18 protein-coding genes are annotated in these 21,150 nt (G+C 45.2%); 6 read left to right on the forward strand and 12 right to left on the reverse strand.

Annotated features, from left to right (window positions below; translation table 11 throughout):
* Positions 1 to 83: 83 nt before the first annotated feature.
* The 8 genes from NQ544_RS05695 to NQ544_RS05730 form a co-directional block, all read right to left on the reverse strand.
* Complete coding sequence (locus NQ544_RS05695) at positions 84 to 2,321, reverse strand: patatin-like phospholipase family protein (protein WP_050758659.1); 2,238 nt, start codon at positions 2,319 to 2,321, stop codon at positions 84 to 86.
* Positions 2,322 to 2,841: 520 nt separating this feature from the next.
* Complete coding sequence (locus tag NQ544_RS05700; RefSeq protein WP_228023592.1) at positions 2,842 to 4,065, reverse strand: transposase; 1,224 nt, start codon at positions 4,063 to 4,065, stop codon at positions 2,842 to 2,844.
* Between the two features lie 196 nt (positions 4,066 to 4,261).
* A complete protein-coding gene (locus NQ544_RS05705; RefSeq protein ID WP_006849261.1) occupies positions 4,262 to 4,549 on the reverse strand; it encodes a hypothetical protein in 288 nt (95 codons plus the stop codon).
* 159 nt (positions 4,550 to 4,708) lie between these two features.
* Positions 4,709 to 5,758, reverse strand: a complete 1,050-nt coding sequence (locus NQ544_RS05710) for a transposase (RefSeq protein ID WP_228023590.1) — start codon at positions 5,756 to 5,758, stop codon at positions 4,709 to 4,711.
* Positions 5,736 to 6,176 carry an ISAon1 family transposase N-terminal region protein gene (locus NQ544_RS05715; RefSeq protein WP_006848975.1) on the reverse strand — a complete coding sequence of 147 codons (441 nt, stop codon included), beginning with the start codon at positions 6,174 to 6,176 and terminating at the stop codon, positions 5,736 to 5,738. Before NQ544_RS05715 ends, NQ544_RS05710 begins: the two co-directional genes overlap by 23 nt.
* A 189-nt stretch (positions 6,177 to 6,365) precedes the next feature.
* The gene (locus tag NQ544_RS05720) at positions 6,366 to 9,011 is read right to left on the reverse strand and encodes a GIY-YIG nuclease family protein (RefSeq protein WP_006849279.1); all 2,646 of its coding nucleotides are present in this window, start codon (positions 9,009 to 9,011) and stop codon (positions 6,366 to 6,368) included.
* 85 nt (positions 9,012 to 9,096) lie between these two features.
* Entirely contained in the window at positions 9,097 to 10,599 is a 1,503-nt protein-coding gene (locus NQ544_RS05725; RefSeq protein ID WP_006849280.1) for an Eco57I restriction-modification methylase domain-containing protein, read from the reverse strand.
* On the reverse strand, positions 10,586 to 11,278 hold the full coding sequence (locus tag NQ544_RS05730; protein WP_040553841.1) for a DNA methyltransferase: 693 nt from the start codon (positions 11,276 to 11,278) through the stop codon (positions 10,586 to 10,588). The genes NQ544_RS05725 and NQ544_RS05730 overlap by 14 nt, the downstream gene beginning before the upstream one ends.
* 528 nt (positions 11,279 to 11,806) lie before the next feature.
* Here NQ544_RS05730 and NQ544_RS05735 point away from each other — a divergent pair.
* Together NQ544_RS05735 and NQ544_RS05740 are read left to right on the forward strand one after the other, a co-directional pair.
* Positions 11,807 to 12,907 (forward strand): Fic family protein, encoded by a 1,101-nt coding sequence (locus NQ544_RS05735; protein ID WP_153088802.1) that lies wholly within the window; start codon positions 11,807 to 11,809, stop codon positions 12,905 to 12,907.
* Between the two features lie 604 nt (positions 12,908 to 13,511).
* Positions 13,512 to 13,880, forward strand: coding sequence for a DMT family protein (locus NQ544_RS05740; RefSeq protein WP_040553814.1), 369 nt, complete (start codon positions 13,512 to 13,514; stop codon positions 13,878 to 13,880).
* 63 nt (positions 13,881 to 13,943) lie between these two features.
* Here NQ544_RS05740 and NQ544_RS05745 read toward each other — a convergent pair whose 3' ends face one another.
* Positions 13,944 to 14,747 carry an MBL fold metallo-hydrolase gene (locus NQ544_RS05745; RefSeq protein ID WP_040553816.1) on the reverse strand — a complete coding sequence of 268 codons (804 nt, stop codon included), beginning with the start codon at positions 14,745 to 14,747 and terminating at the stop codon, positions 13,944 to 13,946.
* 104 nt (positions 14,748 to 14,851) lie between these two features.
* On the opposite strand from NQ544_RS05745, the gene NQ544_RS05750 reads away from it, so the two are divergent.
* Entirely contained in the window at positions 14,852 to 15,316 is a 465-nt protein-coding gene (locus NQ544_RS05750) for a hypothetical protein (protein WP_167529951.1), read from the forward strand.
* Between the two features lie 210 nt (positions 15,317 to 15,526).
* Here the strand turns inward: NQ544_RS05750 and tamL are convergent, their stop codons facing one another.
* Genes tamL through NQ544_RS05765 form a run of 3 tightly spaced genes read right to left on the reverse strand, consistent with a single transcriptional unit; the run spans position 15,527 to position 18,394 of the window.
* On the reverse strand, positions 15,527 to 17,746 hold the full coding sequence (tamL, locus tag NQ544_RS05755; protein WP_006849287.1) for a translocation and assembly module lipoprotein TamL: 2,220 nt from the start codon (positions 17,744 to 17,746) through the stop codon (positions 15,527 to 15,529).
* A complete protein-coding gene (locus NQ544_RS05760) occupies positions 17,724 to 18,137 on the reverse strand; it encodes a type II toxin-antitoxin system VapC family toxin (RefSeq protein ID WP_006849288.1) in 414 nt (137 codons plus the stop codon). The genes tamL and NQ544_RS05760 overlap by 23 nt, the downstream gene beginning before the upstream one ends.
* Positions 18,134 to 18,394 (reverse strand): hypothetical protein, encoded by a 261-nt coding sequence (locus tag NQ544_RS05765; protein WP_006849289.1) that lies wholly within the window; start codon positions 18,392 to 18,394, stop codon positions 18,134 to 18,136. The genes NQ544_RS05760 and NQ544_RS05765 overlap by 4 nt, the downstream gene beginning before the upstream one ends.
* A 139-nt stretch (positions 18,395 to 18,533) precedes the next feature.
* On the opposite strand from NQ544_RS05765, the gene NQ544_RS05770 reads away from it, so the two are divergent.
* From NQ544_RS05770 to hisB, 3 genes are all read left to right on the forward strand, one after another.
* Positions 18,534 to 19,283, forward strand: a complete 750-nt coding sequence (locus NQ544_RS05770) for an RNA methyltransferase (protein WP_006849290.1) — start codon at positions 18,534 to 18,536, stop codon at positions 19,281 to 19,283.
* A gap of 117 nt (positions 19,284 to 19,400) precedes the next feature.
* Complete coding sequence (locus tag NQ544_RS05775; protein WP_006849291.1) at positions 19,401 to 20,033, forward strand: DUF975 family protein; 633 nt, start codon at positions 19,401 to 19,403, stop codon at positions 20,031 to 20,033.
* A gap of 23 nt (positions 20,034 to 20,056) precedes the next feature.
* The gene (hisB, locus tag NQ544_RS05780) at positions 20,057 to 21,133 is read left to right on the forward strand and encodes a bifunctional histidinol-phosphatase/imidazoleglycerol-phosphate dehydratase HisB (RefSeq protein WP_006849292.1); all 1,077 of its coding nucleotides are present in this window, start codon (positions 20,057 to 20,059) and stop codon (positions 21,131 to 21,133) included.
* The last annotated feature ends 17 nt before the right edge of the window (positions 21,134 to 21,150 follow it).

The raw sequence follows: 21,150 nt of genomic DNA on the forward strand, positions 1-21,150 counted from the left end.
AACGACAAGATGCGAGTTTTGTGCGAACCGCCATGACACATATAAACATGCAGGTTCTGGTTTACATGATGCAGATAAGGAAATCAGAATACAAATCCTGCATTGATATAGAATCCTACATTCTTACCCAAGCTAGAATAATTAGCCTGAATGCTTACCGGACCCAATACGAAATCATAGGATGCTCTCAAGGCTCCTCCCCACAAATCATCACCGATGAGAATATGGGAAAACTTGCGGGCTTCCTTGCCATACTCTCCCAGAGCGGTAAGATAGAACTTTCCTTTCACCCGATAGCGGAAACCAAGCTGACCAGTCACCACATTGCGCTCCAGCAGATGAACATGCTGCGCACTCTCCCATGCCACTTGCCAAGGCAGATAGTAACCGTCAGCTACTCCACCTGCATAATTCTGATAAATGGCTGGTACGGAACTGCCAAACAAGAAGCGGCTCTTGAGTTTAGGAAGCAGATAGAATCTGGAATTGAGACGTACGGCACATTCTCCTTGAAAAACAGCTTCGCCAAAAGGATTACCATCAGCATAATGTATTCCGTCATCCGTATGCAGAATGCCCTGAACCTGAATGCGGCTGCCACGGGTCGGGAAATAACGGCGGTCGTAAGTATCCATCACAACAGATGCAAAGTAGTTCAGAAAATGGTCTGACGAACGTGTCTGGATGCTTCCGTCGCGTTCGAACATATCAGAATGATAATGATAATAATCAAACTGCACTCCCGATTTCAATCTGAAATTACCGATATCGCGGGTATAGAATCCAGCGAAAGAATGCGAAAGAAACTCCAGGGCATCCAACTTATGCTTGTCCGCATAAAGGTCGAAATCATAATGAGCCATACGATAGGAAATGCCAATTTTCGCTCCGAAAAGGTTGCCATAGGCATATTTCATTTCCAGATAGGGATTACGGGAAATGCGTCCTGTAAAGGCATAGTGATGACGGGTAGAAAACTGCTGGTTATTGGATATCTGAGCAATGACGCTCGCCAAATCCTGCGTATCAAAACGTGCACCTACACTGATTCTTCTCGATTCGTTGGGTTCCAGCATGAATACCAGGTCATAAGGTTCCTCGTTAGACTGTCTGTATTCTACACGCGAAAAGATATTCAGTCCCCTGAGCATGGCAAGTGTGCCATCTATCTCCTCAGGACTGACTTCCGAATTCTCCCGTAGAGCAATATTCTTTCTAATCCACTTTTCCTCCTCTCCGCTGATGCCTTCTATCCGGATGCTTCCTATATGATAAGCTTCCGTCTGAGAAGGTTTCGGCTGTTTGAGGCGTTTATCCTGTAATGTATCATCAGAGGCTACAGAATCACAAGCATCAGCATAGATATACTTTCTCAGAGCCAGCAGCTCATCCCATTTCTGGCGGGCAGCCTGTTCTCCCCGCTGTATCATCGTATCAATGGCTTCAGATTGGAAACTGGCTGCCGAATAACCTTTCAGAGAAGGATTGATATAAAGATCGGCTTCAGCCATATTCTTCCGGTATTTGTTCTGCCCCATCATACTTATGAGCTGTTCTACAACAGAAGAAGCCGATTTCAGTTCTTCCTTCTTCTTCCAACCGGTACTCAGATCCACACAGATTATCACATCCGCTCCCATTTCCTTTGCCACATCAACCGGCAGATTGTTCAAGGCGCCGCCATCCACCAGCATCTTCCCTTTCCATTCTACCGGAGCAAACACGCCCGGTATCGACATGCTGGCACGCATCGCCAATGGCAACGAGCCCGATGAAAACACGACCTCCTTGCCTTCTACCAGATCTACCGCCACGCAACGGTAAGGAATAGGTAGGTTGGAGAAATCATCCACCTGATGATACCCCACGGTAAGTTTAGAGAAAAGGTTAAAGATATTCTGCCCCTTCACATAACCGGTTGGTAACGAGACCTTTCTCTCTTTGGAAAGAGGAATATGAACGATATATTTCTCCCTTTCTTCTTTAGAAAGAAAAGTCTCCGATTCACGTTTCACCTGGTCGCTCAAAAGGAAAAGCCAGTTCTGGTTACGGTAGAGGCTATCAATATCCGCAGCATCGTAGCCGATGGCATAGAGTCCGCCCACGATGGCACCGATACTGGTTCCAGCAATATAATCTACAGGAATATCAGCCTCTTCCAGCACCTTGAGCACACCTACTTCAGCCGCGCCCTTGGCACCACCTCCACCCAACACGAGCCCCACCTTCTTGCGTGGCTGCTGGGCTTGCAGAGGAGTATGAGCAAAGAAGCAGCAGATTAAAACCAAAAAACATAATATCTTATCTCGATGTACCATCATATCACTCCTTTTTAAAATGAATAACTGACACAGCAAATACTCTTCACTCTTCACAACCCCTCTGAAATACCGATAAACAGGGCGGTTGGCAGAGGTGAAGAGTTCTCAGAAACTCTTCACCCACTCTTCACCACTCTTCACCTAAATACTTTTTCAAGAATACGACAGAAAAGAGAAGAATGATATTTCTTTTCCTCCATATTTCTTTCGCTTTTAAAGTTATATAAAATCACTTGTATTTTGAGACAGAGAACCTTTTTGGATTCTGTCTCATATCCCAAATGTCAACAATATGCACCACATCCAAGGATTCATCATAATAATAAACCAACTTGAAATTACGCATAAAATTAGCACCCCGAAGCAAATAGCTAAACTTTGGTGCACCAAGAAAAGGGGGCTTACCTTCAGGATATTTTTTCAGGAAGTTCTGAATTTTCATCAGTTCCTCTTTCCATCTTCGAGCTGTTTTTTTACCAAAATTCTCATAACAATAGTTCGTTAATAATTCAATAATGTGCTAAGCAGCTATACGCTGTAAGCACGAGAGATCTTTGAAAATCTTGCTAATTAAATTTCGGTTCGGGGTGTACCCACTTGCTTTAAAAATTCGTTTCACCAGATACATGTTGGTCATCAGTGACTTGAATGAAGACATAGAATATTCCATTCCCATCTCCTTCATAGTTACCTTGGCAACATTTAGTGATGTGAACGAAGCATTGAAAGCAAAATCGAGTTTCCACTTATCGCGAGCCTGGCAGTCCATAAGACCAGTATAGCCTTTGGCGTCACGAAAGCAAAATTCGATATGGAACCTGGTTCTGTAATAAAGAAGTACCTCTTCACCCGAAAGTGAGGGGTCTGTAGAGAAGAATAGTTTCTTCTTGCCATTCGGCATCTGCCAGATGACAAGTCTAACTTTACACCTGAGTGCCTTGGAATAGGCTATCAAAGTATAAGCTGTTCCTTCTATATCTTTCATCTCCATCTTCTCCATTCGAGTGAGGTCAAGATTCTTCATATCAATCTTGCCATCCTTGGTCTTGGGGCGACCACGTTTTCCAGTACGTGGACCAGCATAGACATAAAAGAGACAAGCATTGTCACGAAAGCGGCTTATCAAAGAGAACCCTTCTTTCTTTATCCCATTAACAAATGTACTTGTAGAGAAGTAAGCATCTGCAACTATGAGGGTTGAGAGTTTGAGAAGTTCCTTGCGGTAACGCTTAATGACGCTGATATAGAAATCTACCATAGTCTTGTTTCTAAGACTCAGTTCTTTATTACTTAGCGACTGGTGTGCTTTTAACATCATGCAGTCTTTGGTATCAATATCAATGAGGCCAATACCCATGATTTCGAGACCATGTTTAACAGACTGTGCACATCCCGACCAAAAACGACCGATATGTGGAGTCTTCTTGCCAGCTTTGCTGATGTAGCTGGGATCAATGGCAATAGCCCATCTTCCCTGTTTACCAAAGAAGCGCTTGGCAAGTGAGACATTAAGTTTGAGCCAGTCAATGCTTTTCGACTTTTTTAAGCCGAATGCGTTGCGATAGGTTTGCTCAACATGCGAGCCATACCTCCCCATTTGGGTGAAATTTATCTTTCTTGGTATTACCATGAACAAAATTATCACCTCGATGAGTATTTTCTCGAAACTTTTTGTTAACTTTGCAGCCGAATCTTCAACTGCATCTTTAAAGATATCCATATATTGGTCAAGTCCTGTATTCATATAATTTTGCGTTTGTCGTGATTTGCAAAGTTACTGAAAATCAGCGACTTGACCAACTTTTTATAGTTAAGTTTTCATAAGCATTTTTTAATATAAGTTATTGATTTACAGACGATTAAATATTAATTTAACGCAGTATTGTCATAAGCATCGATAATATACTGGCGTTCCTTTTCTTCATACAGTTTGTGAACAACTATTTCAGCCATGGGAATTCCTCATATAAACGTTCATTAAAGGCATCAACAGACTCCCATTTAGACGAATCATCCTTTATGGTTTCACAATAATCGAGGCTATCCAGAAGCCCCTCATAACTAAAATGATTTTTAAGAACAGGAATTTCATCTTTCTGCTCTATTCCAGAATCAATCACGTGATGAGATACAGACTCTGATGCAACAGATGCATAAACAGGCGATGGCTCACAAACCTTATCCCCTACTATCTTCGATTCCTCGATATGATATTTCTTTTCCTCCATATTTCTTTTGTTTTTAAAGTTCCACGTTACTTATTGGTGCAAAAATACGAAGAAAGATTGGAAACCGCAAGAAAAACTTATAGAAAATGGCAGAGAACGCTGAAATTTAATGGATTATGGGCTCAGGTGCGGAAGTCCGTGGATAGCCCAGCAGGCATGTTAACCGAAGATCATCATCATACGGTACATGAAGAAAGTCAAGTCTGCTACTCCTCTCACCTGCGCCCGAAATCCCTTCATCTTTGAGTTGAGAGATTCTGCAGAAGCATTGGTTGAACGATTGTTGAAGTAATTCAATACATACTCCTCCTTCTCCTTTATAGTGTCACGTACTGCGATTAGCTCTCTGATGTGGCTTCTGCCTATATTCTTGTACCACGCATGTAATGCCTTCTTGGCCTTCTTGCGGCTCTGCTTCTTCTTGAAGATGTTTCTCAATGCGCAGACCAAACCATAGCCGGTCTTGATTCGGTTATCCAGTTCGAAGAGAATCTTCATGCCTTTCTTCTGCCAGTCCGTCCAGTCATTGCCGCTCTTGAGCAGAGGGTAGCGTACATGAGTCAACAGTTCCACCTTAGTCTCACCATTGGCAAGTATCTCTGGCTGAAACTTCTCATTCTTGCGCTTTCGCGGCCTTCCAAGGGTTTTGCCGTTCTTGCTCTTCTTTGGTTTGTGGTTCTTCGCATAGTATGCCCTCGCCTTGCGTCTTGCCTGCACAAGTTTCTTGAACTTGCTTTCCTGCATATTCCTCTCCGTGACGGCAGCACGCTTGAGTTTCATGCGCATCTCCTCAAGACCTTTGCCTGCAAGCTGCATGATATGAAAGCAGTCTATGACAATCTCCGCATTGGGGAATACCTGCTTGATGATGCCCATCATGCTGTCGGAGAAATCCATCGTGACTTCCTTCACTGCAAGACGTTTCTCTTCCGGTATAGCCATGAGTCGCATTGCCACTTCTGCAATGGTAGTCCCCTTGACAGCTGCGATGAGCGTACCACGCTTACCATGGCCTTCCTTGTTGGAGAGGAATGTAAAGAGGTCATTGTGCAGCATACTCTCATCTATGCTTAGGTGCGTGCCCATATTCTGGGCGAAGAGCACCCACTCTGCGGCATGATCCTTCTGGTCCCAGTCTTCAAAGTCACTCAGGTGCTCCTTGTAGACACGGTTCAGGTACTTACCGTCAGTCTGGAAGAATCGCGCCACGCATTGGGCCGTCACTGGGTAGGTATCCAACCATTTCTTTTAAAAAAGCAGCGAACTCAATTGAGTAGCTGGTGCCGTCTGCAATAAGTGCAGGAGTATCTAACAGTTGGTTCTTCCCATCCTCCGTAAGCCATCTGCGACGGCGCACATGAAGGGCAACCTTGTGCTCACGCACAGGGAAGTCATTGAACACCCGGGGCTCAGTAAAGCCATTCGGCTTCAAATCATGCCACATATCATCGCGCAGGTCACGTTCGTCAAGATAGATATGAAGAATGCGGATTTCCGTATTCGTCTCATCGTATAGACCAGTGCACTCTTCATCGACATTGGTAACTTCAAAGGTGTCAAGCATCCCTTTTGGAAGCATGTAGCGTACGAGTATCTCGTAGTCAAATTGGGTAGTCTTCTTTGCCATGATGCAAAGGTACTACTTTTTATTGGAAAACATGTACCGTGCGATGATAATCTTTTGGTTTACATGTCTGCTGGGCTATCCACGGACTTCCGCACCTGAGCCGGATTATGCAGATAAATTCCCCACGCAAAGAACAAAATAAAGCCAGCCTTCTCCTGCAAAAAGGCTGGCTTTTTTTATCATCTAGATTCATTCACTATAAAGTTCTTCCCTGGAAATCGTGGTGCTCCACAAGCCCACTTTCTCATCCTCCTTATGACGGTTGATGCCCGTATAGGTAAGACTGCTGTCCTCGTAGCGCTTGAACTTGAAGACGGCATCGTTCATCAACGCCTCATTAAATACTCCCAGGTTCACCAGCAACTCAAAATCCTTCTTGGTCAAACCCGTAACCTTGGCAAAAAGACCAGGCTCCAGCTGCATGATGACATCCCGAAGACTGCGCTCACGATAATCCGTAAGATACATAAAGATAGGAATACGAGTGGCAAACTTGATGAGTTTCTCCTGTATCATCTTGCGCTTGCTCTTTACTTCCTTCTCCTCTTCGCTTAATTCCTTCTTCTCCTTTTTCGAAAGACCATCCTCCGATTCCGAAGCCACTTTCTTGGTCTTCTTGATGTGGTCGGTCTTGGTAATGATAGTCTGGATGTCCTCATTCAAACTTCTGAATCCCTCGATGTTCATCAGAGCTTGCATCGCCTGCTCGTTATTCAGCAGCTTTTCCAACACACCATTGGTTACATTCACCAGCGTGGCACTCTCCCATCTCCTGGCAAGCAAGGTGGCAGAAGTATTACTCGTTGCCATATCAAGTACTTCTCCGGCATTCAAAGCCTTCATCGCTCCATCCTGATAGCAGATTACGGGCAAGAAATGAATCAAATCATCCACCTTCTGCTCCGGAGTCTTGTCGGCTTCCACATTCAGCTGACTGCTATATTCCGCCAACTTTCTCAAAGCCCTGTTTGGCGAGAAATCGAAAACGTAACACTCCTGCTTCAAAATCTCCGTCTGGTTGGGATGCAACCCATCACGATTGGTAATGGTCCATGGCGACTGCACTCGGAAGGCAGCCTGGAAGTATGTTTCCGGACTCGACGTATCACGAAGCATAAAGATACCAGTCCATGGTTTCACGGTTACCCCCGTGGTCAGTTTACCACAACTCAAAGTGATGGATTTGCAATGCAGAGGATCTGGATTCTCCATCGCCCGCTCTACAGGCGCAAGGGCATCAAGTCCGATTCCAGCCTTGGTTCCAGCACAAACAATCACCTGATATTCATGATAGAAAGTATTCTGCGATTCTGCCAGCAGATTCCTCATAGCATAGCAGGAAGCCACGTTGGGAAGAAACCACAGCGTATGTGCCAGCACACCGTAAAGTCTTGAATCATAGAAAGGAAGAGGCGGTTTTCTGTTGTTTTGCTTCAAATGGTCGATAGATGCAGGCAGATAGTTGCCACGCAACAAGTCGAGCCATTTCTGCACATCATCATGAAAATGGAAGCATGCCTCCTCGCCTTCTCCATCTGCCAGGAAGAACGTATTGAGGTCGAATTCGTCAAACTCTCCATCATTCGCTACGGCGGCAATGGAAGGTGGCAACTGATAGGTCATCAGCACCATTCTCGGGAGCGAGGCATAGGGGTTCATCCTCTCGGGCAGCGATGTATCCTCCGCAGCATACCCCTGCAAGGGTAATGCCTGAGTTTGAGATGATAGGTGATAAGAAGATTGCGGATGAGAAATCTTAGGATGCGCATTCTCCCAATCCTCCTTGGCACGCTGCTCGTCAGAATAAGTCCAGTTGTAGATTTCATCCTCGATAAAGTCGCCCGAAGCAAGTGCACGGAATGGCGTGCCCGAAAGATAGAGATAATGACGAGCCGTGATTGGCATCATGTCCTCATCAAAATAATCAGGATTTTCTATCTCCTGACTCAGTTCCTTCTCCGATTCAACCATGGCTTTCTTCTGCATCTTGATGTCTTCCCTGGAGCCAATCAGTTCCTGCGCTTCCTCTCGCCATGCACCAAAATGATATTCATCCAGCACCACGCAATCCCAGTTGAAGGCTCGCGTCCATTCGTGTTTCGCCTTCATGCCTCCGCTCTTGCTCTTGCCCAGGAAATCCTGGAAGGAACCGAAGCAGACGAATGGCTTGTTGATGTCGATGTCCTCATCGGTTTGAGTCTTGGCATTGATGAATTGCCAACCCTCGAAATCCTGATGGCGCATCAGGTCTTCCTCCCAAGCTTGTGCCACGGCAGGCTTGAAGGTAAGCACCAGCAGTCGGCGCCACTTCATGCGAAGCGCCAACTGATAGGTAGTAAAAGTCTTGCCGAATCGCATCTTGCAATTCCAGAGGAAATGAGGAGTATGCTCATGGTCATGCTGGAAGCGATTGAAATATTCGGCAGTCTTGTTCACGGCTTCCTGCTGCTCAGGTCGCATCGGGAAAGTTTCGGTGCGGTCGTAGATGGTTTCGCTTCTGTCTCTCACGGCAAGCCATGCCTTCTTCACATCCTCCTGGGTGCAGCGGAACCATTCGCCAGCCACTTTCCGGCAACCCATTCTGAGCAGCATGCGGTGCACCTCATGATCGGTGAAGACAGTTCCGTCCTGCCGCATCGCCGATTCTTCGAAGACGATGTTCACAGGGTCACCGCTTGGCTTCACTATCTGATATTGTTGATGAATTCGGGTAATCGTATCCTGGGTGGTATAGCCCACCTTGAGCAATCCCTTCAAGTCGGGGTTATGCTTATCTCTGTAAGCATAGATTTTAGGCTGCGACTCCGATTTCTCGGGAAATAAATTCTGCGTCATAATCCATGATGTTATGTTGTTATATATAAAAGGTGGAAGCAGGAGAATGCCTGCTCCCTTACCCTACTTAGATTATATTTCAAGATTATTCCATCGGACGAATCATAGACTCGATGAAAGCGATTTCATCAGATGAGAGTTTGTACTTGCGATAGAGCATCTCGTCGGTCCAAGGATGAGAGAAGTCTTGGAGGGGGACGAAAGTGTAACTCGCCTTTGAAATGTTTTGGGTGTTCTTTACCAAAGACATCATAAATCTAAAGAATCTAGTCTTGATATAAGAAACCAAATTCTCTGCTTCTATTCTTGAATCCACATCTTTTATTACCAAATACGTTTCGGTACAAACAGAGTTTGGTTCTGAAACGATAGGCTGACTCACGATAGAATGAGGATATTCATCACCGCCAGGACTTGCCTTTGAAACCAAGACCTTGTAACGGTCTATCAATTTTTCATTTTTTACAATAATCTTCTTAGCAACATAACCATTTTCACCAAATCTATAAAGCTTGACTGAATGCATCTCAGTTTGGATTGAAGTAAAATCACTAAAATTCGAACGCATCCCAAAAGGCTTACTAGTACTAACATACTTTCCTAAAGATACCTCTTTAAACTTTAAGACTTTCTTCATTATACTTATAGATTGATTGTATCTAATAAGAAGCGGGATATTGGCTTCCTTCAAAGGACGTTTCATTTCAATCATTTTTCCTTTTATATGATTAATGATAGTACAATCTCCATGATACAAAGAATCCCATAAGAAATAACATACTCCACCTCTAATGTTCAAGCCAGGAAAACAATCATCAGTTTCCGGATAATCATGAATTACTTTCAAACGAGTATCAGAAATCATATTATCTCTAAAATCATCAAGACCTCTTCCACCGGTATACCAACGAGCAGGAATAATCATTATCAAGAAATGAGGTGCTAACTGCTTTGCTTTTTGTACAAACTTATCATATAATGGTATAGCAGCAGAATCTCTTCCTCCACCATCATTCAGCTGATACGGCGGATTTCCAATAATTACATCGAATTTCATATTGTTGAATAGTTCTTTTGGATTGTCTGTATGAATAAACTGATAAGCATGGCTTTCCTTATCCTCGCCACGCTCGTACACTTCTCGGCTTGCGCCGCAATAGATACACTTGCCTGTAGATTCATTCCAGGTATGCGGAATCTCGTGGAAGGCGATGTTGCCGGCAGCCTCATCAAAGCGGCTGATGCTATACTCGCTGCTGGCCTCCTTGCTGCAATAGAGCGAACGGCGGCTCACCAGAGAAGTAAGCTCCGTTATCGCCATGCCATACACCTGATAATGCAGGATATGGTCAAGGCGCTCCTGCATATCGGGAATCTCTTCGGAGAGACCATCCAGCAGCCGCTTGGTTATCTCACGAAGAAACACACCGCTCTTGCAGAACGGGTCGAGAAACTTCACTTTACTATCGCTCCAAATCTCCTTTGGCAAAAGATCGAGCATGCGGTTGGCTATCTCAGGAGGCGTGAACACCTCATCGTTGCTCAGATTGGCAAGGCAACTGAGCACATCGGGATTATAATTGATCATGGTCGGGAAGATTAAGATAATGAGTCAACGGATATTCCTTGATAGGCTCATGCACGAAGGTTGGCTCGCCCGTATCTGCAAAAAGCAAACCCTCTTCGTCTGGTTTCGGCTTATCATACTCCACGTTCTTGAGCAAATCATCAAGACGGAAGTCACGACGCTTCACTTTGCCACCGCCCACGAAGCCCCATTCCGAGAAGACAATAGGTTTCCCGGAAGACGTTTCCATGGTGAGGGCATCACCACAAAGAATGTTTTTGGCATAAAGAAACTGAATGCAACGCTCATAAGGGGCACTGCATTCCTGATGAAACACACGTTGATAGCGCTCCATGAAATCTTCATAGAGTCTCTTCTGACAGGCAGCTACATTGTCGGGCAGCAGCTCCACGCCATACATCGAACTGATGGCGAGGGCAGCATACAGTTCGTAGTCGTATCGGCTCTTACCATACTGGCACTCCACCACCTCGAGTTTACGGCGCTGAATTTCGATGAGGAAATTGCCGTTGCCGCAAGCCGGTTCCAGGAATCGGGAGTCGATACGCTCCGTCTCTTCCTTCACCAGGTCGAGCATAGCATTCACCTCACGCTTGGCAGTATAAACTTCTCCATGCTCCGCCACTCGCTCACGCGAAACTACCTGTCTCTCATTATCAAAATCTTGATTATTTATCATGTTTTGGTCGGACATTTAAAAATCAATAACACATGAAAGACTTGTTTTTCAAAGACTTATCGTATAAAGTCTTATCTAAATATTATGGAAAGAAAAAGGCGCACCCACATCCTATTCATTCCTAAACTCGGGGTTGTCCGACCAAAGATTTACCCATGCAACGAAACGAAAGGAAGGGGTACGCCTATAGCTAGGCGCATCCTCATCCTCAGAAGTTCGTTGCTATTGTCTGGTCGGACTATTTGAGTTTAGAACTTCATCGAACTAGATACGAAATCTATTTCATCCACAAAAACAGACGTCATCACCCTAGGGCGAATCCATCCAAATGCAAAGTAAATGCAAACGAGCGCAATGAAAGCTTGCTTTCAAATTGCCGAGTGCAGCTTTGCTTCTGCAAAGATACTGCAAAAATCAGAGATAACAAAAAGATTCGCCACCTTTTTTATATTATCCCCCATTTTTTCTTGCGAAATCAAAATATTCGTCGTATCTTTGCAAAAAGATTTAGTTACAAAAAGAAGCGTTATGGACAAGCAGATCAATGAACTCCTAGAGGTTCTGAAAGAATACCAGGAGCTGGGAATATCTGAGCAGATAGACTATCAGAAGTTCTATCTCTACTCTATCATCACCCACTCCACCGCCATCGAAGGCTCCACCGTAACCGAGATAGAGAACCAGCTTCTCTTCGACGAAGGCATCACGGCTAAAGGCAAACCGATGGTGGAACAACTCATGAACCTCGACCTGAAGAGAGCTTACGAACAATCCATCAGATGGGCAAGAGAACATAAGCCATTCACCGTGGAAATGCTCAAGAACCTCTCAGCCCTGGTAATGAGAAATACGGGCAGCCACTACAGCACCTTGATGGGCGAATTCGACTCATCAAAGGGAGACCTGCGCCTTGTTGGCGTTACGGCAGGAGCAGGCGGGCGCTCCTATATGGACTACCGCAAAGTTCCGATGAAACTGGAAGAACTCTGCAACCACATCAACCAGCGGAGAGAAGCGCTCATCAAAAGTCCCAACGCCATAGATGCCTACCTGCTAAGTTTCGATGCCCACAACATTCTCGTTACTATTCACCCATGGGTGGATGGCAACGGCAGAATGTCGCGCCTCATCATGAATCACCTACAGTTTGAATTCGGACTGGTACCTGCTAAAATCATCAAAGAAGATAAAGCGCAGTATATCGAAGCCCTCAATGAATCGAGAGAAGAAGAGGCAATGGCACCCTTCCAGGAATTCATGCTGAAAGAGCACACGCAAAACCTGAGAAACGAGATTCTTGAATACAGGAAATCTATGGAAGAAGATATTGCGATAGCTGATATCAAAGTGCAGATGGAAGGAGAAAACAAGATGGAAAAGGAGAAGCAGGAGGTGGTCCAGAAAGGTGGTCCAGAAAACAAGGAAGTGGTCCAGAAAGGTGGTCCAGAAACGAGAAATGCCATTTTGCAACTTATCGCCAGCAATGGGAATATCACTTCCCGAGAGATTGCTAACACTCTGAACATCAATAGAAGTGCCATCCTTAAGCATCTCAAGAAGATGCAGGAAGATCATATCATCCGCAGAGAAGGCTCGCAGAAATCAGGCAAATGGGTTGTCATATCATAATCCTGACCGATAAATATTATGTGGAAGCAAACACGGAAATACTCTTCACTCTTCACCAAACCCTCCGGAATACCGATAAACAGGGAGGTTGGCGGGGGTGAAGAGTTCGCAGCAGCTCTTCACCCACTCTTCACCCATATACTTCTACACATCAACGCATAAAGGAGGATACACATCTTCCTATCGATTTTGAGTCCAGGTGAAGAGTGGTGAAGAGTGGGTGAAGAGTTGCTGATGACTCTTCACCTCCCGAAATGCCGATAAACACAGGGGATTTGGGAGGAAAGGTGAAGAGTGAAGAGATTTTTGCAGAATGCTAAACATAAATCATATTGATAGGATTGGGAAATCTGGTTTCCCCGTCTGAGATGACTGTCTCATAGGAACAGCCTACTGTTCCCTATTCCGCTAGTCGGCTGTTCGCCCCAAACAGCCTACTGGCCATACGCAAACAGCACACTTATCTTTCGGAGATAAATATCAGAACATCGGAGATTTATCTGCCAAAAACAGCCATATCAAAACAAATACGAAATGAAACTTCCCTGAAATTTGGAGGGTTTAAAAAAATATATTACCTTTGCACCCGCAAAAAAATAAGATTATGAACGGATTGTATACTATATTATTATTGGTGCTAAGCAACATCTTCATGACGCTGGCTTGGTACGGACACCTCAAGTTGCAACAAACGGGCGTGAGCAGCAACTGGCCTCTTATCGGTGTCATCGCCTTCAGTTGGGCCATCGCCTTCTTCGAATATTGCTGTCAGGTACCAGCCAACCGCATCGGTTTCGTGGATAATGGCGGGCCATTTAATCTGGTCCAGCTCAAGGTGATACAGGAATGCGTATCGCTTATTGTCTTCGCCATCATCGCCAATATCCTCTTCCAGGGACAGGGATTGCACTGGAATCATTTCGCTGCCTTCTGCTGCCTGATTGCAGCCGTTTATTTCGTATTCATGAAATAGCCGGATAAGGAGTTAACTCAATATAACTCCTTATCCGGCTACCTTTTTAGTTTTACACCTGCCCTACACCAGGTTATAGATTTCGCTCGGTGTCTTGCGCTTCAATACTTCCAGCTGGAAGTCCTTGCCGGCTATGATGCCTTTGCTGCGCAAAATCTGCTCCACGGTTTTGCGTGCCAGCTCAGGATGGTTGTTCTCTTCGCTGAGATGACAGAGCCAGACGTGATGAAGCTCCGGTGTAGCATAATTGGCAAGCGCCTCGCCACAATCGTCGTTGCTCAGATGACCGTTATCTCCCAGAATGCGATCCTTCAGATACTGGGGATAATGACCCTGCTGGAGCATCTCTACACTATGGTTCGCCTCGAGCACAAGATAGTTGGCACGGCCGATAAAGTCGTGCATCTCTTCGGTAATATGCCCCACATCGGTGATGAGGCAGAAGTTCACACCTCCGCACTCCACGAAATAGCCAACATTGTCGGTACTGTCGTGGGGTACGCCGAACGGAGTAATCTTAAACTCGCCCAGTGTGAATATTACGTTCTTCTCTATCACACGAGCATGGTTAGGCTCTATCTTCTTTCGAACACAATAGTTGCGCTCGATGCCTTGATGTACTTTACGGGTCGTATATACTGGTAGATGATAGTCAGTACTCAGACTCCCCACCGACTTTACATGGTCGGCGTGGTCATGGGTGATGAGGACGTGATGCACATCCTCGAAGCGAAGTCCATAGTTATGGAAATGCTTCTTCAATATTCTTATTCCTACTCCTACATCTATCAGTATCGAATCCGTATCAGTGTAAAGATAATAGCAATTGCCACTACTTCCACTGCCAAAGGATATAAATTTCAGCATTTTAATTGTTATTTTCCATGCAAAGTTAGCAAAAAAGATTCTTATTACAAAGTTTTTTACTATCTTTGTGCCGAAATATCGCAAAAAAATAGAATTTTTAAGATTTGAGAATCATGATAAAGAAGTCGATGATAGGTTTATGCATAGCTGTGGCATGCATGACCGCAAGTATATTCAGCCTTTCGGGATGTGAACCTCACGAAGGCAGCGAAGACCAGCTGAAGGCTGATGCTGATTCGTTTGCCAACAATTATTTCAACTGGCATTTCCCGAAAGCCGTGAAGTATTGCACCCAGGAATCGGAGCGCTGGCTGCGCTATGCTGCAAGTAATGTGAACGAGACCGACGTGGAACTGCTGCGCCAGAAACCGGAGGATGCCAGCATCGAGATTACGGATATTGATTTCGGTGACGATGAAACAAGTGCCACCGTTACCCTTACGGTTCATAATTTTCTGCTGATGGACAGCATCGGGCAGGATCCGCAGCTCATAGAACAGGCCGATTTTCAACTGCCGATGTGTATGGAAAAGGGGCTCTGGAAGATTAAGTTGGATAAATTGCCTTGAAAAAAGCAAGGAGTTTCGCAAGTTCAGGAGTTAAAGGAGTTAAAGAAGTTATCGCTCCCTACGGTCGCTGAGGAGTTAAGACAATAGCCTTTTTGGCGTAGTTTTTTAAGTAGCAAGACATACGTCTTAACTCCTTAACTTCCTTAACTCCTTTAACTTCCTGATATGCGAAAGTTCAGTTAACTATTAACTATAAACTGTTAGCTGCATTTAGAACGGCAGACCTACTGCGAAATGGAAGGCGAAATCGCGGTCTAGTTTCGGGTGGATAATCGCCCAATGCTCTTCCTTCGTTCCGTAGGCTGGATTGATTGCCTTCATACCCATATCCAAACGGAGAATGAAGTAATCGAAATTCAACCTGAGACCTAAGCCATAGGCTACAGCTATCTGTTTGTAGAATTCATCTATCTTGAACTGGCCGCCAGGCTGATCCTCATAATTGCGAAGTGTCCAGATATTACCGGCATCGATAAACGCTGCACCCTCAAACTTCCAGAAGAGCGAAGTGCGGTATTCGGCATTCAAGTCGAGCTTCACATCACCCGTCTGGTTGATGAAATCTATTCTGCCGTCAGTTCCCTTAAACTTGCCCGGACCTAATTCTCTTACGCCCCAACCTCTTACCGAGTTGGCACCACCCGAGAAATAACGCTTTTCGAAAGGTAGCACCGTACTGTTGCCGTAAGGATAAGCCACACCGATACCCGCATGCAGCGCCAGAGCATTGCGCTTATCAAACTGCATCAGATGGGTATAATCTACATCAAACTTGGCATATTGGGCATAAGCTATATTAAATAATGTACGCTGCCCCTGGCTGTTCACCTTGAAACCGAAAGCCTTGGAAACACCGCTCAGCAGATTGCCCGAACTCTCTACATTCACTCGCACAGCATCTACCCCATCGCTATAACTCAAACCGAAACCCATCTTCATGATAAACAGGTCTTCGTAATTGTAGCGGAGGATGGCATTTCTGTTTTCTGCATTATCGAGATAGTCTCTCTTGAAAGTCTCGGATATCCATGGCATATACACATAGTTGAGATCGAGCAGGTCGAAACGCCAAGCCAGGTGATGACGCGGTTCTGTCCAGCGATAACGCCAGGCAGTAGAGAATACGCGGCGATGAAACTCCGGACGGTTCTGAAGATTCCAACTTGCCGACAACTCGCTGTTTGCCGTCTGTCTTCTTCTGAAATTTCTTGAAAGGAAAGGCGCCAAGAAACGAGGGAAAACCAGTTTGCCTTCAACCGAATATTCAGTATAGTTCTGGTCCTGATACCCCTCCAGACCGGTAATGGCCTCGTAAGCTCCACGAAGTTCGATGCTCAGCTGCTCACTACCTCTGAAGAGATTTCGGTTGGTATAAGTGAGCGAAGCAGCAGCTCCCAAGTCGCCCGCCGTATTGGTTCCTTCCGGCTGGAAGGCGATGGTAGAAGGCTTGTTAGTACTGATCTGGATATTACAATCCATCTGCCGGCTGATGCTGTCCCTCTCCATTACGTTCTCCGTAACCTGGTTGCTGTCAGGAACTTCAGAGAAACTGATGTTGGTATACTTCACCGCCTGCAGACGGGCAAAGTTGTTATAGGTGCGCTGCAAGGCAGCGGCGCTGTAGGGACGGCCTTCTCTGAGAGCAGTGGCATTGAGCAAAACCTGATGGCGCAGATGGATTCGGTCGCTGTCATTACTCAGATAGTTGATGTTTCTGATTTCATATCGGGGATGATCAACCTCAGGAGCATTACTGTTTGCCTTATACTTCATCAGGTGGAGCGTCAGGGCGATATCCTTCTGTCCCGCAATCGTATCGGCAGAAAACTGGATAAAATCTTTATGAAAGCGGAAATAGCCATCATTGGTCAGAAGGCTGGAGATACGCCTGCGTTCATTATCCAATGTTTCTACCGTAAATCTCATTCCCGGCTTAATCTGCTGATTATCGGGGTTATCGAGATGCAGAAGTTGCTGAATATGTTCATCTTCCACTTCATATTTCACCTTACCTATCACAAAAGGTTCTCCGGGATGCAACAGATAGGTAGCATCCAGTTTCTTTCCTTTCTTGGTGGTATAGAGCGACACCCCGGCATGCATGAAGCCCTGGTTCTGCATGGCGGTAAGCAGATCCTGACAGGAGAGCCGCGCCTGCAAAGTATCGTAGATGACAGGCTTCTTGCTGAAAGGATTCTTGAAGAGCGAGAAGAGTTTCGGTTTCTCTTTCTGGCGCACATACTGCTTGAGCGCCCCGGCATTATACCCTGCCGAGTCGCTCTTCACTTCCACCTTATTTAATATATACTCCCCTTCCGGCACCATTTTGCTTGAAGAACAAGATGCTATGAGCAGCGGCAAGGCAAGTAATGAAATCGTTTCTTTTTTCAAAATATCTATCTTAAATTTACAATAAGGCACATGCTTCATCAGTAGAAACAACCTCAATATCGCTCTTTTCGAAATCCTTAGCATTTCTGGTTACTAAATAATCAGCCCCCGAACGTATTGCAGAATAATATTGTACTCCATCCTCAAAATCTTTCCATTCCAAATCATACGAATGATAAATATCAGAAGAATCAACAGAACAAACTTCCATAAAATTACGCAGAAAATCTATCTTTCTACGAAAAACATCTATCGGCATACTACAGCGTTCTATACAAATAAAATTAGCAGTTACTAACGATAAAGATGATACACAAATAGAGACCTTCTTCTCAAATGCATAAGATACTATCATTGCTGCTGCATTGTAAAACTGAGGGCGTTCTAATATAAAATCAATTAAGACATTAGTATCTAAAAACAATTTCATAAATATTTCTCTGTTAAAATTTCACCCATTTCTTTCTTATAATCATCAGACAATTCATTAGGGCACTGAAAGCCTACCTCTAAAGCCTTCACCTCAGGAGCTATATAAAACTTGTCCTTTTGATGTTCTTTAGGCTTGATTTTATCCAAGAAAGAGTTCAATACAGATATCGCAGCCTCAGTTACGCTGATATTTTTCTGCCGAGCATACCATTCTATATTATTGTATGTCTTATTATCTAAAGCAATTGTATTCATACTAAAATCTCCTATTTTATAAAATATGGTGCAAATATACAGCCTTTTTTTTACTTTTCCAAAATTTAATACAACTATTTTGCCACTTTAAAGAAAATTGAGTACCTTTGCATCCATTAATGACAATAGATGACAATAAATGATTAGCAAGAATAAAATAAAGTACATACATTCGCTCGAACTGAAGAAGAACAGAAATAAAGAAGGAAAGTTCGTGGCAGAAGGTTTCAAGGTGGTAGACGATCTGCTCGCTCTGCAACCTGCCGACCTGATTGTGGCTACCGGCGAATGGCTCCGGGGCAAACACTTCGGGGCTGAAACCGAAGTGATAGAGGTTACTGATGAAGAACTGAAGAAGGTGAGTTTCCTGCAACATCCGCAGCAGGTGCTTGCCGTATTCAAACAGGCAACATCAGGAGATTACTCTATTAATACCAGCGAACTGAGTCTGGCGCTCGACGGCGTTCAGGACCCAGGCAACCTGGGCACCATCATCCGCATCGCCGACTGGTTTGGCATCACCCATATCTACTGCAGTCAGGATACTGCCGACGTATACAATCCGAAGGTGGTACAGGCTACGATGGGCAGCATAGCAAGAGTGAAGGTAGAATACGGCGACCTGCTGGGACTGGTAGAATCACTTCCTGCTGATGTTCCCGTTTACGGCACCCTGCTCGATGGCGACAACATCTATCAGCAAAAGCTCGAAAACCGTGGACTTATCGTGATGGGAAACGAAGGAAAAGGCATCTCGCCTGCTCTGGCAAAGAAGGTGAACCACAAGTTGCTCATCCCTAACTTTCCGGAAGGTAGAGCTACAGCCGACAGTCTGAATGTGGCTATCGCTACCGCCATTACCTGCTCTGAATTCAGAAGAAACTTTTAAAGGTAAAAGGGTAAAAAAGTAAAAGAGTAAAAAAATACAAAAGCGATATTTAGAAATTAAAACAAGATAGTTATGGAAGTAAATGAATTATTTAAGCACCGAAGTATAACTTCCTGCATGAGAGCATCATACGATACCATAACAAGTGACTTCAGATCACTCGTAAAACAGACATGGACTACCCATGTTCCATTTGCAGTATTGCTGGCTATCGTACTCTATTTCCTCCTCCCCAACAAACCGCTTCACGATTGGGGAGCCGTAAATCCGATGGCTTCGTTCATTCTGCAAACCATCATTTACGGAGCCACTATCGTAATGGCTATCGTATCATTCTGGCATCTTCTGCCAAGAAAGCAACTGTGTCCTAAGGGCGAAAAGCGCAAGATAGGAAAATCCCTCCTCAGCATTCTCCGCCACTTCGGAGGTTTCTTTCTGACCAGTTTTCTCGGCATGATTATCGTAGGCATCGCTACCTTTATCGCAGCCCTGCCTTCCATCATCCTCATCATCGCACAGTTCTTTTCACAGCTCGGTGCACTTGATGGCGACCCGCTCGGTGTGCCGGGTTATTTCACCCCACTCCTCTTCCTGGTGTTCACCATCACCTTCCTGCTCATCATCTACGCCCTGAGCTGGCTCGGCATTTCACTTGCCTATCAATTCGGCTCTTACAAGGTGCAAGACGAAGAGAAACAGAGAATGAAGGAAAGCCAGAAAATGGCAACTACAGAGATAGAAAAATATTAATCGTATTAACATATATAAGAGATATGAAACAGACAAGATTACTCTTCATCGACCGCGATGGAACTTTGATTCAGGAACCAGAGGACGAACAGATTGACAGCTTCGAGAAGCTGGTATTCACCAAGGGCGTGTTCCGCAATCTCGCCTTCATTGCCCAGCACACCGACTACGAGCTGGTGATGGTGAGCAACCAGGACGGACTGGGTACCGACTCCTTCCCGGAGGATACCTTCTGGCCAGTACACAACTTCATCATCCAGACCCTGGAGAGCGAAGGCATCCACTTTGCCAAGCAGCACATCGACCGCCACTTCCCTGAAGATAACTCACCAATGCGCAAGCCAGGAACAGGCATGCTGACCGAATACATCGATAACCCTGCCTACGATATGGCAAACAGTTATGTAATCGGCGACCGTGAAACCGATGCCCAGCTTGCAGAAAACCTGGGTTGCAAGAGTCTGATTCTCGGAAAAGACGGCATGGACTGGGATAAGATAGCCGAGATTCTCTTTGCCGGCGACCGCATCGCAGAGGTGAAGCGCACCACCAAGGAAACGGATATCTACATCAAGGTAAATCTCGATGGTTCAGGCAAATGCGACATTTCTACCGGTCTTGGTTTCTTCGACCACATGCTGGAACAGATAGGCAAGCACGGTATGATGGACCTCACCATCCATACCAAGGGCGACCTCTATGTGGATGAGCATCATACCATTGAGGATACGGGTATTGCACTGGGCGAATGCCTGCTGCAGGCTTTAGGTGACAAGCGCGGAATAGAAAGATACGGCTACAGTCTGCCGATGGACGACTGTCTCTGTCAGGTAGCTTTGGATTTCGGTGGCCGTCCATGGCTGATTTGGGATGCCGAGTTCCACAGAGAGAAGGTGGGTGAAATGCCAACCGAGATGTTCAAGCATTTCTTCAAGAGTCTGAGTGATGCGGCAAAAATGAACCTCAACATCAAGGCTGAGGGCGAGAACGAGCATCATAAGATAGAAGGCATCTTCAAGGCACTTGCCCGTTCGCTGAAAATGGCGGTAAAGAGAGACATCTACCACTTCGAGCTTCCTAGCTCTAAGGGAATGCTGTAAGGAGTTTATAGTTAAGA

Origin of the sequence: Segatella copri DSM 18205 (assembly GCF_025151535.1) — a bacterium.
Classification (GTDB): Bacteria; Bacteroidota; Bacteroidia; order Bacteroidales; family Bacteroidaceae; genus Prevotella; species Prevotella copri.

Bases quoted from the DNA above. Each gene is read 5' to 3' on its own strand.
- hisB (WP_006849292.1), top strand. From the start codon at position 20,057: ATGAAACAGACAAGATTACTCTTCATCGACCGCGATGGAACTTTGATT.
- NQ544_RS05735 (WP_153088802.1), top strand. From the start codon at position 11,807: ATGGACAAGCAGATCAATGAACTCCTAGAGGTTCTGAAAGAATACCAG.
- tamL (WP_006849287.1), bottom strand. From the start codon at position 17,746: ATGAAGCATGTGCCTTATTGTAAATTTAAGATAGATATTTTGAAAAAA.
- NQ544_RS05725 (WP_006849280.1), bottom strand. From the start codon at position 10,599: ATGATCAATTATAATCCCGATGTGCTCAGTTGCCTTGCCAATCTGAGC.
- NQ544_RS05740 (WP_040553814.1), top strand. From the start codon at position 13,512: ATGAACGGATTGTATACTATATTATTATTGGTGCTAAGCAACATCTTC.
- NQ544_RS05720 (WP_006849279.1), bottom strand. From the start codon at position 9,011: ATGACGCAGAATTTATTTCCCGAGAAATCGGAGTCGCAGCCTAAAATC.
- NQ544_RS05695 (WP_050758659.1), bottom strand. From the start codon at position 2,321: ATGATGGTACATCGAGATAAGATATTATGTTTTTTGGTTTTAATCTGC.
- NQ544_RS05770 (WP_006849290.1), top strand. From the start codon at position 18,534: ATGATTAGCAAGAATAAAATAAAGTACATACATTCGCTCGAACTGAAG.
- NQ544_RS05730 (WP_040553841.1), bottom strand. From the start codon at position 11,278: ATGATAAATAATCAAGATTTTGATAATGAGAGACAGGTAGTTTCGCGT.
- NQ544_RS05765 (WP_006849289.1), bottom strand. From the start codon at position 18,394: ATGAATACAATTGCTTTAGATAATAAGACATACAATAATATAGAATGG.
- NQ544_RS05775 (WP_006849291.1), top strand. From the start codon at position 19,401: ATGAGAGCATCATACGATACCATAACAAGTGACTTCAGATCACTCGTA.
- NQ544_RS05705 (WP_006849261.1), bottom strand. From the start codon at position 4,549: ATGGAGGAAAAGAAATATCATATCGAGGAATCGAAGATAGTAGGGGAT.
- NQ544_RS05760 (WP_006849288.1), bottom strand. From the start codon at position 18,137: ATGAAATTGTTTTTAGATACTAATGTCTTAATTGATTTTATATTAGAA.
- NQ544_RS05700 (WP_228023592.1), bottom strand. From the start codon at position 4,065: ATGAATACAGGACTTGACCAATATATGGATATCTTTAAAGATGCAGTT.
- NQ544_RS05715 (WP_006848975.1), bottom strand. From the start codon at position 6,176: ATGGCAAAGAAGACTACCCAATTTGACTACGAGATACTCGTACGCTAC.
- NQ544_RS05745 (WP_040553816.1), bottom strand. From the start codon at position 14,747: ATGCTGAAATTTATATCCTTTGGCAGTGGAAGTAGTGGCAATTGCTAT.